The sequence below is a fragment of the Microbacterium sp. JAI119 genome, from assembly GCF_013410135.1.
Classification (GTDB): domain Bacteria; phylum Actinomycetota; class Actinomycetes; order Actinomycetales; family Microbacteriaceae; genus Microbacterium; species Microbacterium oxydans.
Genome location: NZ_JACCCK010000001.1, coordinates 965690 through 980710, shown reverse-complemented (window position 1 = coordinate 980710; position 15021 = coordinate 965690). Strand labels below are relative to the sequence as shown.

Sequence of the window (15021 nt, the reverse complement as noted above, 5' to 3'; positions counted from 1 at the left end):
ATGCCCTCGTCCTCCCGACCGCTGAGCCACGATCCCCTCTGGCCCCGAGCCAGGTCCTGGCCTGCCTTCGACGGCACCGCCGACGCCGTGCTCGTCGGGGTGCCGACCTGGCGCACCTCGCTCTCCCCGACCGGTGCGCACGCGACGCCCACGGCGATCCGCGCGGCTCTCCCCCGCTACGGCACCGCGCTGATGGGACCGCCGGTGATCGAGCTCGACGAGGTGCTGCGCATCGCCGACGCCGGCGACATCGCCGATCCTGACGGCTCCGCCGGTGAGGCCAGGGTCATCTCCCGCGTGCGCGAGCTCGCCGCCGCTTCGAAACTCGTGATCGCCCTCGGCGGCGACAACTCGCTCACCTATCCCGTGGCGCTCGGTGCCGAAGCGACGGGACTGATCACGTTCGACGCCCACTTCGACCTGCGCGACGGCATCTCGAACGGCACTCCCGTGCGGCGCCTCGTGGAAGATGTCCCCGCCACGTCGCCGCTGGATACCACGCGCATCGACCCGACCAAGGTCGTGCAGATCGGCATCGCCGACTTCGCGAACTCCGCCGCCTACGCCCGACGCGCAGCCGAGTGGGGCATCCGTGTCATCCCCCTCGACGAGCTCCGCCGCCGCGGAATCGACGATGTCGTCGCGGAGGCCGTGGAGGTCGCCGGTTCCGGAGCCGATGCGCGCATCCATCTCGACATCGACGTCGACGTCTGCGACCGGTCGGTCGCGCCGGGCTGCCCGGCGAGCGTGCCCGGCGGTCTGCAGGCGTGGGAGCTGCGCGCCCTCAGCAGGGCCGTCGCGGCGGATCGACGTGTCGCGAGCGCCGACCTGGCCGAAGTCGACGCCACCGCCGACGCCGACGATGCCCGCACCGTCCGCCTGGCGGCTCTGTGCGTGCTGGAGCTGCTCGCCGGACTCGCCGCACGCACATGAGGATCGTGGTGTCGGGGACGCACGCCAGCGGCAAGAGCACGCTGATCTCCGACTTCCGTGCGCTCCGCCCCGAGTACGTCGTACTGCCCGACCCCTTCGAGGACCTCGATCTCGACGATCCCGCGAGCGAGCACAGCTTCGCCGTGCAGCTGCGCGTCACCGCGGCGCGACTCCGGGAGTCGGCCGCCGCTTCCGCGGTGATCTGCGAGCGGGGGCCACTCGACTTCCTCGCCTACCTGACCGCTCTGGAGGAGCTGGGCCGCAGTGACGGCGCGCTCCTCGCCCGCGCCACAGAGATCGTGGAGGCGTCGATGGCCGCGATCGACCTCGTCGCGATCGTGCCCCTGGACGGGAGCCGGCCGATCCACGTCACCGGCGACGAGGACCCGGCTCTGCGCGTCGCGATGGACGAAGCGCTGGTGGGACTCGTCGATGACCTCGAGCGCGCAGGCTCCGTCCCGCACGTGGTCACGATCATCGGCAGCCCCGAGGAGCGGCTCCGGCTACTGCTCGAGGCGAGCCGGGGCTGACCAGCCCCAACCCCCGTGCGGCGAGGGCGCTCACTCACAGACCCGATCTCGACCTCCAGCACGAGCGGCCGAGGAACCAGAACGGCCGACGGGACATGATCTCTCATGTCCCATCGGCCGTCTTCACGGTGGACCTAAGGGGATTCGAACCCCTGACCTCCTCGATGCGAACGAGGCGCGCTACCAACTGCGCCATAGGCCCGTGAACAGGTTCTACGCTATCACGACGAGAGGGCCGCTCGCGTCGCAGACCGTCATCCTGCGGCCCGACGGGAGAGCAGTTCGCGCACGTGGGCCTCGATCTCGGCGTCGTCGACGAACCCCATCCGCGCGTACGGCGACGACGCGGCCGGCAGGGCCACCGGCGGCTCCGGTGCCATCTGCTCCGCGCGCTCGCGCAGTGCGGCGACCCGCGCGGCCTTGCGGCGCGCCTCCTGGGCATCGAGCTGAGCCTGTGCGGCCTGCGCACGGGACCCCGCCACGGATGCCATCGGCTCGGGCAGCGGACGCGGCGTCCACGTCGCTCGGCCCTGGTCGTGAAGCTCGGGGGCCACACGCGGAGCAGCAGGGGCGGCGACGACGTGCGCGGCACGCGCGGCACGGTTCGCGACCGCGGCCATGCGCTGCAGAGCGACACCGGCGACGACGACCACCGCACCACCGACCCAGATCAGCGCAGATCCGCCGGCAGCCAGCAGCTGCCACACGCCCAGCCCGGCGACGATGAGCCCGGCCAGCAGGCTGCTGGTCGCGAGGATACGCACACGTCTGCGAGCGCGCGCCCGACGGATCACGGGGTCGGCCCTGGTCGCCGCGAGTTCCTGCCGCAGAGCCTCGAGCGCGGCGGCCTCCCGCTCCGACTGCACCCTCTTCGCCAGCTTCTGCTGAGCGAGCGCAGTGCGGGCGTTCAGCTCGACGCGGACCTCCCCCGGCGTCTCGCTCGTCTCGGCGAGCACGCGCAGCGCCTGGTTCAGTCGCACGGCGTTGCGTTCGGCGGCGTTGTACTGGAACCGGCCTCGCCACGACGGCAGCAGATAGAGCATCCACAAGAGCACGGCGACGAGCACGATCACTCCTCCGCTCAGCACCGGCCCGTCCATACCGACAACGCTAAGGGCTGGGAGCGGACAGCGCCGTGCAGACGGGCGCGTGTCGCGGCGTGTTCGTCCGGATCCGCTGTCCGGACGGGTGTTTCAGGACGATATGCGGTCGGCCGGCGGCACCGTCGCGGCGTCGGGAGGCACCTGGCCGCTGAGCCACCGCGCCAGCACACCCTGCGGCACGTCTTCCGTGGTCAGAGCGAATGCGTAGTGGTCGCGCCAGTCCCCGTCGATGTGGATGTAGCGCCGCCGCAATCCCTCGTACCGGAACCCGAGCTTCTGGACGATGCGCAGGCTCGCGGCGTTCTCCGGACGGATGCAGATCTCCATGCGGTGCAGGCCGTACTCGGTGAAGCACGCATCGGTGGCCATCGCGACCGCTGTCGGGGTGATCCCGCGACCCGCGAACCGCTCGCTCACCCAGTACCCGATCGTGGCAGAGCACAGCGAGCCCCGAGAGACTCCCCATACGTTGAGCTGCCCCGCGATCTCGCCGTCGTACTCCATGACGAAGGGGTAGCCGGAGCCGTCACGGTACTGCTGGAGCAGGCGTCGGATGCTGAGCCTCATGTCGAAGGACACCGATCCGTACGGGACGGTCGCCTCCCACGGCTGAAGCCATGACCTGTTGGCGAGCAGCTCATGCTGCAGAGGCCGCGCATCCTTCGTTCGGACGAGCCGCAGCTCTATCGGGCCGTGTCGCATCCCCGTCGCCAGATCCATGCCGCACCGACGCCCGCGAAGCCGCCTAGAGGCGTTCCGCGAACTCCTTGAGCCAGGGGCGCAGCTCCGAACCGAGGTCGTCGCGGTCTGCCGCGAGCTGGACGATCGCCTTGATGTAGTCGACGCGGTCGCCCGTGTCGTAGCGGCGACCACCGAAGACGACGCCGACGACGCCGGGGCCGTCAGGGTCGGCCGCCATCACCTGCAGTGCGTCCGTGAGCTGGATCTCGCCCCCCTTGCCCGGCTCGGTGTGCTCGAGGATCTCGAAGACCGAGGCCGGGAGGACGTAGCGTCCGATGACCGCGAGGTTCGAGGGGGCGTCCTCCTGTGCCGGCTTCTCGACGAGACCGGTGACCCGAACCGCATCCGACCCTTCGAGGGGTTCGACCGCAGCGGCGCCGTACATGTGGATGTTCGCGGGATCGACCTCCATCAGCGCGATCACCGCGGCGCCGGTGCGCTCGTGCTCGGCGATCATCTCGGTGAGCAGCGGATCGCGCTCGTCGATCAGGTCGTCACCGAGCAGCACGGCGAAAGAACTGTCGCCGACATGGGTGCGCGCACGCAGCACTGCATGTCCCAGACCCTTCGGCTCCCCCTGACGGACGAAGTGGATGTCGGCGAGGTCGCTCGACTTCATCACGCGCTCGAGGCGACCGGTGTCGCCCTTCTCCATGAGCTTCACCTCGAGCTCGGGGACCGAGTCGAAGTGGTTGGAGATCGCGTTCTTGTTGCGCCCGATGATGACGAGGATGTCGTCGATCCCGGCGTCAGCCGCCTCTTCGACGACGTACTGGATGGCCGGCTTGTCGACGACCGGGAGCATCTCCTTCGGCATCGCCTTCGTGGCGGGCAGGAATCGTGTCCCCAGTCCGGCGGCGGGGATGACTGCTTTGATCTTGTGGTTGCCCATCCTCTCAGCCTAGTGGTGAGCGTCGACGTAGACTCGGAGCCATGTCGAACGACGTCGAACACGCCAAGCGCGCACTCCGCGCCGAGCTCCGCGAACGACGCCAGCTCCTCTCCGACACACAACGCGAGACGGCGGCCACGGCCATCGGCGAACGCCTCGATGCCCTCGTCGACGAACTGGGCGCCCGATCCATCTCCTGCTTCCTCTCCACCACGACGGAGCCGGGCACCCGTGACTTCGTGACCAGGGCCGTGCGCCGCGGCATCCGCGTGCTCCTCCCCGTCACCCGCGCCGACGGACTGCTGGACTGGGCTGTCGCCACGGACGATGACGAGGTCGCCGAGGGCCTCTTCGGCCTGCCGGAGCCCACGGGCGAGGTGCTGGGCCCTATCGCCGTGAACGACGTCGACCTGATGATCGTCCCTGCCGCGGCGGTCGACCGTTCCGGCATGCGCATGGGCTGGGGGCGCGGGTACTTCGACAAGACGATCGGCTCGATGGAGAAGTGCCCTCCCGTCTACGCGGTCATCTATGATTCCGAGGTACTCGACGAACTTCCGCGAGAGGTCCACGACCAGCCGGTGAACGGCGTCGTTACCCCGTCGCAGACCCTCACCCTGTCGCCTCGGCGACGCTGATCCCAAGGACCCCCATGCCCACCTACGCCTATGCCTGCACCGCGTGCGGTCACACCTTCGACGCCGTGCAGAGCTTCGCCGACGACGCTCTCACCGTGTGCCCCGAGTGCGGTGGCGCGCTGCGCAAGCAGTACGGCTCGATCGGTGTGACCTTCAACGGCTCCGGTTTCTATCGCACGGACTCGCGCGCCAAATCCGGTGGATCGAAGGATGGTTCGGCATCATCGAAGACGGAATCGACGACGAGCGCCAAACCGGCGGCTGCGTCGACTCCGGCCTCTTCCTGAGGTATCGATCTGTTGGGGGATCCCATGCTCAAAGGTTTCAAGGACTTCCTGCTCCGGGGCAACGTCATCGATCTGGCCGTCGCGGTCGTCATCGGCACGGCGTTCACCGCGATCGTCACGGCCGTCGTCAACAGCATCATCAACCCGCTCATCGCGCTCTTCCTCAAGGCGGACGCCGCCGGAAAGTTCGGGATCCAGGTTCCGAACATCTACGGCGAGACGGTGACCTTCCCGATCGGCGACCTGATCTCGGCGATCATCAGCTTCCTCGCCGTCGCCGTCGTCGTGTACTTCGTGTTCGTGCTTCCGATGAACACGTTCAAAGCTCATGTCGAGGCCCGCAAGGGCACGCCCGCGGAGGAGCCGGAGGAGGAGCCGGCCGCGGCGACGGAGTCCGAGCTGCTCGTCGAGATCCGCGATCTGCTCAAGGCACAGCGCGGAGCCTGACCGGCTGGAACCACTCGAGACGCACGGTCCCTCTTCGGAGGGACCGTGCGTCTCTCCGTTCCCGGCTGAGGTAGGAGCCGCACAGTCAGTAGTGCGGCGGGACGTCCTGGAGCAGCTGGTCGTCGTTCGGCCCCTTGGCACCCTTCGGCCGGTTCCGCGCCGGCGGCGTCTCCGCTGGCCCCGATTCCGGTTCCGGGTCGCTCCCCGGCACCGGAGTGAGACGCGCACGACGAGATCCGGCGATGCGTTCCACGTGCTGGCGCGGGTCCGCGGGCCCCGGGTGCTCAGTCATTCTGGGTGTCGAGCGTGTCGATCGGCTGCGTATCGTTCTCCGCGCGCGGGGCGGAATCCGAGATGCCGAGCACCGCGGCGATCCGGGTCGCCACGGTCACGGGGTCGCTGTAGAGGTCGAACGCGTGCACGCGCACGTAGTGCCAGCCCAGGCGACGCAGCACGTGCGGGCGCAGACGCAGGGTCTCGCGCAGGGACTCGCCTCGCGTCTCGGGATCCGACTCGATCACGACGGCCTTGCCGCCGTGCTGCGCGACCAGCGGGAGCAGTCCGCGGTAGTCGACGTCCACCGAGGCGCCGAGGCGCCGCAGTTCGCGGGCAAGCGCCAGGGTCAGCGGGTCGGCGAGATCCTCCAGCCGCGCATCCCGGCTCCGGGCGGCCAGGCCGCCGAGGATCGACATCAAGGTCGCCGCCCCGTGCTCCAGGCGCCCATCGTCGAACGAGGAGGGACGGATCGACGAGACGAGGACCATCGAACGGCGCGCTCTCGTCATCCCGACCGTGAGCAGTCGCTCGCCGTCCGGTGTGGAGAGGTCGCCGAAGTCGCTCAGGACGCGACCGTGCTTGGTGAGACCGAAGCCGAGCGAGAAGATCACACGATCGCGGCTCTCGGCGACCGACTCCTCGAGCGTCAGCACCGCGAACGGTTCGACCGTGTCTCGGCCGACGAAGTCGGCGACATCGGATCGCCCGGCGAACGCCGAAGTGATGGCGGCGCGCACGCGCTCGGCGTGGCGGGCGCTCGCGGTGACCACCATGAGGGATTCCGACGGGCGGTGCACCGCGTGCTCGACCACGAGGGTCACGACCCTGGCGACCTCGGCATCCGGGCTCTCGACCGCACCCGAGATCGGATCGGGCGTTCCCGTACCGCCCTCGACGTAGTCGACCGTCAGGCTGCCACGACCGAGGTACGAGCCCGCCCAGGGAAGGGAGACGATCTCGCCCCCGTAGAAGGCATCGTTGATGAGCTCCGCGAGGTCCTCGCCACCCGCCCGGTAGCTGCGGGTGAGGGTCATCACGGGCAGGAGCTCGGACAGGCGCTCGAAGGCCGAGACGTCGTCGAAGGGCACCTCGGGCTCCCACGACTCCTCCGGATCGACCGCGATGCGGAACGGGGTGGGGCGCTGCGTGACCGGATCGCCGAACGCGACGATCTGGCGCGCACGACGGATCGCCGGGGCCGCTTCTGCGAGGTTGATCGCTGCGGCATCGACGAGGATCACGGTGTCGAACTCGACCGAGTCGGGGATCTCGGGCACCAGGTACGGCGAGGAGATCCAGGCCGGCGCGAGCACGTCGACGAGGGTGGGCGCAGCGCTGACCACCTGCGCGGTGGTCGTCGCGGATTGCGTCAGCGCCTGACGCAGGTGCTGCGACTGCTGGGGCTCGTCGACGATCGCGATGCGCCACTGATTGGCCAGCTGCCATGCGAGCAGCGGTCCGGCCATGGCGGCATGCGCCTCATCGACCAGGCGGAAATCGCGCTCGAGCCGATCGACGACCGCGGTGTTCGCTCCGAGGAGGGCGCGGTTGTCCTGCAGGGCGCGCTCGAGGAGGGACTGCCACCAGGCGAACTCGAGCTCCTCCCCCACCTGGGACTCCGAGACGTGGCGGACGGAGAGCTCGGTGAGAAGCGGCTCCAACCCGAGGAGGGCGAGTCGGTCACGCAGCTGGGCGCGCTCGACCAGGTTCTCGAAGACGTCGGATTTGGCAGCGAGGCCGGCGAGGGTGCGAACGAGCCGGGCCACGGGCAGCGATGCCAACGGCTCACGGCGTCCGAGGGCGGTGTCGAGTTCGGCGAGCTCGGCTTCCACACGCTGCCAGGCCGCGTGGACGTCGGCGAGACCGAGCGGGATCTCCGGCGCGACGCCGGCGTCGACGAAGCGCTGCCATTGGGTGCGCTGCGCCTGGATCCGCAGGAGAGCCTCATGCATCTCGGTGACATGCACTCCCGGGCGGACATACTCCTTGGCGAGCCGACGGAGCCTCCGCCTGTTCGCCCCGGACAGGCCGGGAGCGTCGCGGCGCGAACCGTGCGCCTGGATGAGCTCACCCAGAGGACGTTCGAAGACCGTGGGGCTGAATCGGTCGAGCGAATCGCGGATCCCCTGCAGCAGCCGCAGGTACTCGCCGAGCTCGTCGATGGTCGCGAACGGACGCATGTGCGTCTGCGCGATCAGCTCGTAGCCGCGCTCGAGCAGGGTGGGCACGCTCTGCGAGTGCAGTCGCCCGGCGAGCTCGTGCGCCGCTCGTGCGGCTTCGGTGCTGGAGAAGGTGACCCCGTACCAGGGCGAGTCGTTCGGGCCGAAGCGGAATTCGCCGAGACGGGCGGCCTGTGCGAGGGCCTCGGCAGCCTCGCTGCGGTCGGCGGCGAGGCGACGAAGCGCATCGGGTCCGAGACGCGCGGTGGTCGACGGTGGAACAGGGAGCGACGCCAAGCGCGTCAGCTGGCGGGTGGCGTCGAGGACCGAGGCGCCCAACCCGGCGATCGGCGCGCTGAGCGCCTGACGGTAGTCGCGCAGGACGGTCCGCAGCCGCACGAGAGCATCGTCGACTTCGCCGACCTTCGGCGCCGTGGCCTTCTCGTTGCGCCCGATGGCCCTGACCAGATCGCGCCGCACGTTCGCCGGCGAGACCGCGAGGCTGTCCAGTCCGATCCCGGCGAGACGATGGCGGACGCCGTCGAGGGTCGAGCGACGCGCGGACACGACGAGGACGCGCTTGCCTCCGCGCACGAGTTCGCCGAGCGCGTTGATCACGGTCTGCGTGCCGCCGGTCCCCGGAAGCGTCGCGACGGTCAGGGAGTGCCCCGCGGCGATGCGCGCGAGCACAGCTTCCTGCTCGGCGTCGGCGTCGAGGAGGAGATTGTCGGACGCAGGAGCGCGGTCGTCCGGCCCGATGTGGTGCGGGATCGCCCGTGGGGCGGTCACGCGCTCGCGGTCGCCCACGTGTCCGGCGAGGGCGTTCAGCACCTGATGGTCGAGACTGCCGCCGTCGCGGGACATCACCCCGGACACGTCGGCGAACGTCGAGACGACCAGGCGCGGCTCGACCGAGAAGGTGTCGATCGATCGCGTGATCGCGCGCAGGCTGTCGATCACCGGCTGCGGCTTGAAGATCCCGCCGTCGTAGGCGAGGGCTGCGAGAGCTGTCGCGTCGATCGTGAGACCGAAGTGATCGCGGGCGATCCGCACGAGTTCGGGATTCACCTCGAAGGTGCCCTGCAGCTTCAGCTCGAAGTCGGAGTGGTGGCGGCGGATCGCCAGCGGACGCAACAGCACAGGTGCGGCGAACCCCGCTCCCCCGATGCGCCACCGGGCGACGCCGACGGCGAGGTGCACGGCCTCGATGCCGCGGACGGTGCGCAGCTCGGTGTTCTTTGCTGTGATGCGCTCCGCGGCGAGTCTCGCTGTGCGCAGACCGACCTCATCGCGGAAGAGGTTCGAGAGCAGCGTCGACTTGCCGGTGATGAACTGCGGCAGGCTGCCGGGGTGCGCCTTGGAGATGTCGATACCCGACTCGGGGCTGTCGCGGAAGCTCACTAGTGGCGAGGGGCCGCCGAGATCCGCGGCCTCCGCTCTCAGACGCGTGCGCTCCGACTCCGCTGCGTGCGCGATGTCGATGACGGCAGTGGACCCGTGCAGGTCGCTGATCGACACAGCAGGATCCACCGCTGTGTCGTCCGCAGACTTTCCTTCACGTCGCCACACAATGACACCCTAGGCGCGCGACATGCCGACGCGGGGTATCCCGGGCGGGTTTCCGCCGAATTTCCGCGATGCGATGCACCGTCCACTTCTCCTGCCCGGCGTCCGCGCCGACGAGGTTCTCCACCCGGAGCGGCAACAGCGGCGTGCGGTGTCCCGTCCAGCGGTCAGGATGGGGGCATGACCTTCCGCTACGACTTCGCACCGACCCCCTTCGGCGATGCTCTCGCGGTGTTCTCCGACGAGGGCATCGTGCGGTTCGATCTCTCCGAATCCGAAGACCCGCGCGTGCCCTGGCTGCTCGAAGGCGTGTCGCGCCAGCTGAGATCCGTGCCGGAGCCCGACCCCGGCGCCGCCGACGAGCTCGCTCATCTGCTCGCCGACTACTTCGACGGCGAGCAGGTGCGCTTCGACGAGCACATCCGCCTCGACTGGCGACTCGTCGACGGGTTCGCTCTGACCGCTCTGCGGACGATCTGCGACATCGAGTGGGGCGAGACGATGAGCTACGGAGAGGTCGCGGTCCTCGCCGGACACCCCGGCGCCGCGCGCGCCGTCGGCACAGCGTGTCGCATCACACCGTTCTCGATCATCGTCCCGGTGCACCGCGTCGTGCGGTCGGACGGCAGCGCGGGCCAATACGGCGCGCACCCTGAGCGCAAGAAGTTCCTGCTCGACCTCGAGACGAGCTGAGCCGTCGGCAGGCGGTGTCGTGGACCCGGCGAGTAGGCCGCGGGGCCCACGACTTCAGGCTCAGGCTCAGTGCTCCGTGGCCTTCTCCGCGCCGAATCCGGTGAGCGATCGCACCTCCATCTCCGCGGCCAACCGGGGAGACTCCTTGCGGCTGCTGGTGATCGTGCCCAGCCAGCCGAGCAGGAAGCCCAACGGGATCGAGACGATGCCCGGGTTGTTCAGCGGCCACACGGCGATGTCGATCCCCGGGATCATCGATGTCGGGGTTCCCGAGAACACCGGCGAGAGGACGATGAGGACAATCGCCGACCCGAGCCCGCCGTACATGCTCCACACGGCCCCGCGAGTGGTGAATCGGCGCCAGAACAGCGAGTACAGGATGGTGGGCAGATTCGCCGACGCGGCCACGGCGAAAGCCAGCGCCACCAGGAACGCGATGTTCTGCCCCTGCGCGCCGATCCCGCCGACGATCGCCAGGATGCCGATCACGATGACCGTACGTCGGGCGACGCGCACCTCTCCGTTGGGGTCGGCTTCGATCGGCTTGCCCTCCGAGTCCTTGCGCCCCTTCTGGATGACGTTCGCGTAGATGTCGTGCGCGAACGACGCGGCAGCGGTGATCGTGAGTCCCGCGACGACCGCGAGGATCGTCGCGAATGCCACAGCCGAGATGAAGCCGAGCAGCACCGGTCCGCCGAGTTGGAGAGCCAGCAGCGGGGCCGCGGAGTTCACACCCCCCGGGGCCGCGGCTATCACGTCCGCTCCGACCAGGGCGCCGGCACCGTACCCGAGCACGAGCGTGAGCAGGTAGAACCCGCCGATGAGCCAGATGGCCCAGACGACCGAGCGACGGGCCTCCTTGGCGGTCGGAACCGTGTAGAAGCGCATCAGGACGTGCGGCAATCCCGCGGTGCCCAGCACGAGCGCCAGACCGAGAGAGAGGAAGTCCCACGGATTTGCTCCGTACTGCAGACCGGGCGCCAGGATCGCGTCACCCTTGTCCGAGTTCGCCACCGCGGCCTCGAGCAGCGTGTTCAGACTGAACCCGTTGATCGCGAGCACCCACACGGTCATCCCGAGGGCACCGCCGATGAGGAGGAAGGCCTTGACGATCTGCACCCAGGTCGTTCCCTTCATGCCGCCGATCAGCACGTAGACGATCATGAGGATGCCGACGACCGCGATCACGACCGACTGACCGACCCGACCGTCGATGCCGAGCAGCAGGGACACCAGACCGCCGGCACCCGCCATCTGCGCCAGCAGGTAGAAGAAGCACACGGCGAGCGTCGTGATGGCGGCCGCCATCCGCACAGGCCGCTGCTGCAGGCGGAACGAGAGCACGTCCGCCATGGTGAACTTGCCGGTGTTCCGCATCAGCTCGGCGACCAGGAGCAGGGCCACGAGCCACGCCACGAGGAAGCCGATGGAGTAGAGGAATCCGTCGTACCCGTTGATCGCGATCGCACCGCAGATCCCGAGGAATGATGCGGCGGACAGGTAGTCGCCCGCGATAGCGAACCCGTTCTGCGGACCGGTGAACGAGCGGCCGGCGGCGTAGTAGTCGGCCGCGGTCTTGTTGTTGCGACTCGCTCTGATCACGATGAACAGCGTCACCGCCACGAACGCCAGGAAGATCGAGATGTTGAAGACCGGATTGATCTCGAGGGCAGCGGGTGCTGCCGTGCGCACGCCGCTCATGCCGCGCTCTGCGCTTCCTCGAGTTCCTCGCGGATCTGCGCCGCGAGCGGATCGAGCTTGCGATTCGCGAAAGAGACGTAGGCCATCGTGATCGCGAAGGTGGTGACGAACTGGCCGAGGCCGAAGAGGAGGCCGATCGTGATGTCACCCCACACCCGCTGTCCCATGAAATCCGGAGCGAAGGCGGCCAGGAGGACGTAGACGAAGTACCAAAGGAGGAAGAAGGCCGCCATCGGGAAGATGAACGATCTCTGCGTGCGTTTCAAGGTCAGGAATCTCGGGGATCGTTCGACCGCTGTGTAGTCGATCTCACCGTTCGGATCCGTGTTCGTCTGGTCGCTCATGGGGCCTCCTTGCCACATGTCCGGTGCTCGCACGAGCCACCTCGCGCGAATGGTAGGGTCGACGCTACGAAACGGGGCATTGCGTCGTCACCCCCGAAAGTAGGTAGTCGTGAACTCACCCGTCGCCCGCGAATCCGAGGCGGATCTCGTCGCGAACGCGGTGCGGGAGCTTGCACGGCGCACACGCTTCCCTGTCGCTTTCGGCGGCCTCATCGAAGAAGGCGTGGTGAGCGTCACCAGCATCGTCGGCGCTCGCACGCGTTCGCTGGACGGTCTTCGCGTGCGTCCGGAACGCGGCCTCGGCGGTCGCGCGATGATGGAGCTCCGCCCCCGCATGACGAGTGACTACGGGTCGTCCCAGCAGATCACCCACGACTACGACGTCTTCGTGCTGGGAGAAGGTCTGCGTACGCTCCTCGCTCTTCCCATCGTCGTCCAGGGACGCTCCCGCGGGGTGCTCTACGCCGGCGGGTGGGACGAGGAGCGAGTCGGCGGGGTGACCACCGCCCCCGCCATGCAGGTCGCCCGATCCGTCGCCGATGAACTGCGCATCCGCGACGAGGTGCAACGGCGACTCCAGGAGACCGCCCTCAATGAAGACGTGGTCGCCCCGGCGCAACGCGAGGAACTGCGGCAGAGCTTCGCGGAACTCCGCAGCATCGCGGCCTCCGTCGAGGACGAAGATCTCCGCACCAGGATCGCGCACGTCGAGCGGCGCCTGCTGACCCTCGCCGGAGACGGTGCGGCGCCGGCCACGGGGCCGATCCCCGCGATCCACCTCTCTCCGCGCGAGACCGACGTGCTCGCATGCGCTGCGCTCGGTTCGACCAACGCGGAGATCGCGTCGCAACTCGGTCTGCGAGAAGGCACCATCAAGGCATATCTGGGGACGGCGATGTCCAAATTGGATGCGTCGACACGCCACGCCGCTGTCGCGAGAGCCCGGCGAATCGGGCTTCTTCCCTGATCAAAGGGAATGGAATAATCGCACGGCCTTTGCGAGATGAATGCGATCGAGCATTTCGAGTTGTCGCATTTCTCTCAGTGGAGTAAAGTCGCCCCCATGGCGAGACGAATTGTGCACCAGCTGGTCGACGACATCGATGGCAGCGTTCTGGAGGTCGGAGAAGGCGAGACTGTGCATTTCTCGCTCAACGGCACCGCTTATGAGATCGACCTGAACACCGCGCACGCCGATGAATTGCGCAAGGCGCTGGAGCCCTACGTGGCGGCCGGACGCAAGGCGGGATCGTCCTCGAACGCCTCACGCACGTCGTCCGCACGCAAGCGTCCAGCGCGGAACCCCGAGGTCGCGGCGATCCGCGCATGGGCGAATGACAATGGCCACAAGCTCTCCGAGCGTGGACGCATTCCTGCGCAGGTCGTCGACGCGTACAACGCGGCGCACTGACGTCATTCCAGACGTTCTTCACCCCCTTCGGGGTAATTGTTACGCGCCCTCCTGCAGCCAGGGCTCGTCCCGAAGCGTGATCTCCTCGGTCATATCCGTGAGGAAGCGGATCACGACTTCCCTTTCGGCCGGCGTCAGGCGAGCGGCGGAATAGAACCGCTTCGCCTGCTGCCGACCCACCGTCTCCATCGCCGCATGCCGAGTCTCCGGGGTGATGGATATCTGCAACGCCCTGCGGTCGGTCGGGTGCGGAGCGCGGGCGATATGCCCTCCCTGCTCGAGGCGGTCGAGAAGCTTCGTGGTCGCCGCGGTGGAGACGCCGAGGTGGTGGGCGATGCCCCCCGGAGTGGCCACGAGGTTTCGATTCGCGCACACGATCAGATAGTGCAACGCGCGCATGTCGGTCTCGTTCAGGCGCATGTACCGGCGCGAGGCCTGCGAGAGGGTCTGCTCCGCTTCGCGCAGCCCTGCCAACGACTCCATGACCTGCGCGATCTGCTTCAGCTCCTCGGGCGGCACGCCTGTGCGGTCGATCAGGACACTGCGGGGGTCGCTGGCCTCGACGTCGTAGATCGCGGTGTGGATGAGCCCGTCCGGCGCCTCGCCCGTCGGACTCACCCCTGCTCCCGGTGCGGGGGACGACTCCTGCGCGCCCGCGTTCGGGGTGGTGCCGGGCTCCGAGTCCATGCGATCATGTTACACACCAACAGTTTCATGCTAAGTTGACTACTCACCAAGTTAGCTAAATCGGGAACGCTCGAGGCCAAGGAGATGCCGTGGATGACGTGACCCTCCTCGCCGAAGACGGGACGGCTGTCGGAACGCTTCCCAAGAGCGAAGTCCACACCAGCGACACTCCCCTGCACCTGGCCTTCTCCTGCTACGTCTTCGACCGTGACGGTCGCCTGCTGATCACCCGCCGGGCGCTCACGAAGAAGACGTGGCCGGGTGTCTGGACCAACAGCTTCTGCGGCCACCCGCGACCGGATGAGGCCATGGTCGATGCGGTGCTTCGCCACGGTCGCGGGGAACTCGGCATCCAGGTGTCGGACATCCGCACCGCGCTCCCCGACTACCGGTACCGCGCCGTCGATGCGAGCGGGATCGTCGAGAACGAGATCTGTCCAGTGCACGTCGCCGTCCTCGACGCCGACCCCACGGCGAATCCCGATGAGGTGTCCGAGTGGACGTGGGTCGACGTGGATCCGCTGATCGAGGCCGTGGCGCATGCGCCCTTCGCCTTCAGTCCGTGGTTGGTCGAGCAGCTGCCCCTGTTACGTCAACGCGGCGAGGTGTGACC

At 68.5% G+C, this 15021-nt stretch carries 17 protein-coding genes and 1 tRNA gene; 9 read left to right on the top strand and 9 right to left on the bottom strand.

Annotated elements, in window-relative coordinates; all coding sequences use genetic code 11:
• Positions 1–933, top strand: a complete 933-nt coding sequence (locus HDC31_RS04855) for an arginase family protein (RefSeq protein WP_179515860.1) — start codon at positions 1–3, stop codon at positions 931–933.
• 8 nt (positions 934–941) lie between these two features.
• Entirely contained in the window at positions 942–1463 is a 522-nt protein-coding gene (locus tag HDC31_RS04850) for an AAA family ATPase (RefSeq protein ID WP_179515859.1), read from the top strand.
• Between the two features lie 129 nt (positions 1464–1592).
• Here HDC31_RS04850 and HDC31_RS04845 read toward each other — a convergent pair.
• The 4 genes from HDC31_RS04845 to galU all read right to left on the bottom strand — a co-directional run bounded on the left by HDC31_RS04845 (position 1593) and on the right by galU (position 4199).
• Positions 1593–1665, bottom strand: a tRNA-Ala gene (locus HDC31_RS04845).
• Positions 1666–1717: 52 nt separating this feature from the next.
• Entirely contained in the window at positions 1718–2563 is an 846-nt protein-coding gene (locus tag HDC31_RS04840) for a hypothetical protein (protein ID WP_179515858.1), read from the bottom strand.
• Positions 2564–2656: 93 nt separating this feature from the next.
• Positions 2657–3268, bottom strand: a complete 612-nt coding sequence (locus tag HDC31_RS04835; RefSeq protein ID WP_058631271.1) for a GNAT family N-acetyltransferase — start codon at positions 3266–3268, stop codon at positions 2657–2659.
• Positions 3269–3311: 43 nt separating this feature from the next.
• Complete coding sequence (galU, locus tag HDC31_RS04830; RefSeq protein ID WP_046749794.1) at positions 3312–4199, bottom strand: UTP--glucose-1-phosphate uridylyltransferase GalU; 888 nt, start codon at positions 4197–4199, stop codon at positions 3312–3314.
• 41 nt (positions 4200–4240) lie between these two features.
• On the opposite strand from galU, the gene HDC31_RS04825 reads away from it, so the two are divergent.
• From HDC31_RS04825 to mscL, 3 genes are read left to right on the top strand one after another with little or no spacing between them, the layout of a single operon-like run.
• A complete protein-coding gene (locus HDC31_RS04825) occupies positions 4241–4837 on the top strand; it encodes a 5-formyltetrahydrofolate cyclo-ligase (RefSeq protein WP_046749795.1) in 597 nt (198 codons plus the stop codon).
• Between the two features lie 14 nt (positions 4838–4851).
• Positions 4852–5124, top strand: a complete 273-nt coding sequence (locus HDC31_RS04820) for an FmdB family zinc ribbon protein (RefSeq protein ID WP_046749796.1) — start codon at positions 4852–4854, stop codon at positions 5122–5124.
• A gap of 24 nt (positions 5125–5148) precedes the next feature.
• On the top strand, positions 5149–5571 hold the full coding sequence (mscL, locus tag HDC31_RS04815) for a large conductance mechanosensitive channel protein MscL (RefSeq protein ID WP_113681623.1): 423 nt from the start codon (positions 5149–5151) through the stop codon (positions 5569–5571).
• A gap of 85 nt (positions 5572–5656) precedes the next feature.
• Here mscL and HDC31_RS04810 read toward each other — a convergent pair whose 3' ends face one another.
• Together HDC31_RS04810 and HDC31_RS04805 are read right to left on the bottom strand one after the other, a co-directional pair.
• On the bottom strand, positions 5657–5863 hold the full coding sequence (locus HDC31_RS04810; protein WP_046749798.1) for a hypothetical protein: 207 nt from the start codon (positions 5861–5863) through the stop codon (positions 5657–5659).
• Positions 5856–9524 carry an ATP-binding protein gene (locus tag HDC31_RS04805; protein ID WP_179515857.1) on the bottom strand — a complete coding sequence of 1223 codons (3669 nt, stop codon included), beginning with the start codon at positions 9522–9524 and terminating at the stop codon, positions 5856–5858. The genes HDC31_RS04810 and HDC31_RS04805 overlap by 8 nt, the downstream gene beginning before the upstream one ends.
• A 228-nt stretch (positions 9525–9752) precedes the next feature.
• Between HDC31_RS04805 and HDC31_RS04800 the strand changes: the two genes are divergently transcribed.
• Positions 9753–10265: a methylated-DNA--[protein]-cysteine S-methyltransferase gene (locus HDC31_RS04800; protein ID WP_058631257.1), complete on the top strand. Its 513-nt coding sequence runs from the start codon at positions 9753–9755 to the stop codon at positions 10263–10265.
• 66 nt (positions 10266–10331) lie between these two features.
• On the opposite strand, the gene HDC31_RS04795 is transcribed toward HDC31_RS04800, so the two are convergent.
• The gene (locus HDC31_RS04795; protein WP_058631258.1) at positions 10332–11966 is read right to left on the bottom strand and encodes a cation acetate symporter; all 1635 of its coding nucleotides are present in this window, start codon (positions 11964–11966) and stop codon (positions 10332–10334) included.
• Positions 11963–12310, bottom strand: coding sequence for a DUF485 domain-containing protein (locus HDC31_RS04790; protein WP_058631259.1), 348 nt, complete (start codon positions 12308–12310; stop codon positions 11963–11965). Before HDC31_RS04790 ends, HDC31_RS04795 begins: the two co-directional genes overlap by 4 nt.
• Positions 12311–12419: 109 nt before the next feature.
• Here HDC31_RS04790 and HDC31_RS20490 point away from each other — a divergent pair, with 109 nt between their 5' ends.
• Positions 12420–13277 (top strand): LuxR C-terminal-related transcriptional regulator, encoded by an 858-nt coding sequence (locus HDC31_RS20490; protein ID WP_046749803.1) that lies wholly within the window; start codon positions 12420–12422, stop codon positions 13275–13277.
• 96 nt (positions 13278–13373) lie between these two features.
• Positions 13374–13721, top strand: a complete 348-nt coding sequence (locus HDC31_RS04780; RefSeq protein WP_058631260.1) for an Lsr2 family protein — start codon at positions 13374–13376, stop codon at positions 13719–13721.
• 39 nt (positions 13722–13760) lie between these two features.
• Here HDC31_RS04780 and HDC31_RS04775 read toward each other — a convergent pair whose 3' ends face one another.
• The gene (locus tag HDC31_RS04775; protein ID WP_113681621.1) at positions 13761–14408 is read right to left on the bottom strand and encodes a MarR family winged helix-turn-helix transcriptional regulator; all 648 of its coding nucleotides are present in this window, start codon (positions 14406–14408) and stop codon (positions 13761–13763) included.
• An 89-nt stretch (positions 14409–14497) separates the two neighbouring features.
• Between HDC31_RS04775 and idi the strand changes: the two genes are divergently transcribed.
• On the top strand, positions 14498–15019 hold the full coding sequence (idi, locus tag HDC31_RS04770; RefSeq protein ID WP_058631261.1) for an isopentenyl-diphosphate Delta-isomerase: 522 nt from the start codon (positions 14498–14500) through the stop codon (positions 15017–15019).
• The last annotated feature ends 2 nt before the right edge of the window (positions 15020–15021 follow it).

Coding starts and splice junctions, on each gene's coding strand:
- HDC31_RS04855 (WP_179515860.1), top strand. CDS start 1: ATGCCCTCGTCCTCCCGACCGCTGAGCCACGATCCCCTCTGGCCCCGA.
- HDC31_RS04840 (WP_179515858.1), bottom strand. CDS start 2,563: ATGGACGGGCCGGTGCTGAGCGGAGGAGTGATCGTGCTCGTCGCCGTG.
- HDC31_RS04835 (WP_058631271.1), bottom strand. CDS start 3,268: ATGCGACACGGCCCGATAGAGCTGCGGCTCGTCCGAACGAAGGATGCG.
- galU (WP_046749794.1), bottom strand. CDS start 4,199: ATGGGCAACCACAAGATCAAAGCAGTCATCCCCGCCGCCGGACTGGGG.
- HDC31_RS04825 (WP_046749795.1), top strand. CDS start 4,241: ATGTCGAACGACGTCGAACACGCCAAGCGCGCACTCCGCGCCGAGCTC.
- HDC31_RS04820 (WP_046749796.1), top strand. CDS start 4,852: ATGCCCACCTACGCCTATGCCTGCACCGCGTGCGGTCACACCTTCGAC.
- mscL (WP_113681623.1), top strand. CDS start 5,149: ATGCTCAAAGGTTTCAAGGACTTCCTGCTCCGGGGCAACGTCATCGAT.
- HDC31_RS04810 (WP_046749798.1), bottom strand. CDS start 5,863: ATGACTGAGCACCCGGGGCCCGCGGACCCGCGCCAGCACGTGGAACGC.
- HDC31_RS04800 (WP_058631257.1), top strand. CDS start 9,753: ATGACCTTCCGCTACGACTTCGCACCGACCCCCTTCGGCGATGCTCTC.
- HDC31_RS04795 (WP_058631258.1), bottom strand. CDS start 11,966: ATGAGCGGCGTGCGCACGGCAGCACCCGCTGCCCTCGAGATCAATCCG.
- HDC31_RS04790 (WP_058631259.1), bottom strand. CDS start 12,310: ATGAGCGACCAGACGAACACGGATCCGAACGGTGAGATCGACTACACA.
- HDC31_RS04780 (WP_058631260.1), top strand. CDS start 13,374: ATGGCGAGACGAATTGTGCACCAGCTGGTCGACGACATCGATGGCAGC.
- HDC31_RS04775 (WP_113681621.1), bottom strand. CDS start 14,408: ATGGACTCGGAGCCCGGCACCACCCCGAACGCGGGCGCGCAGGAGTCG.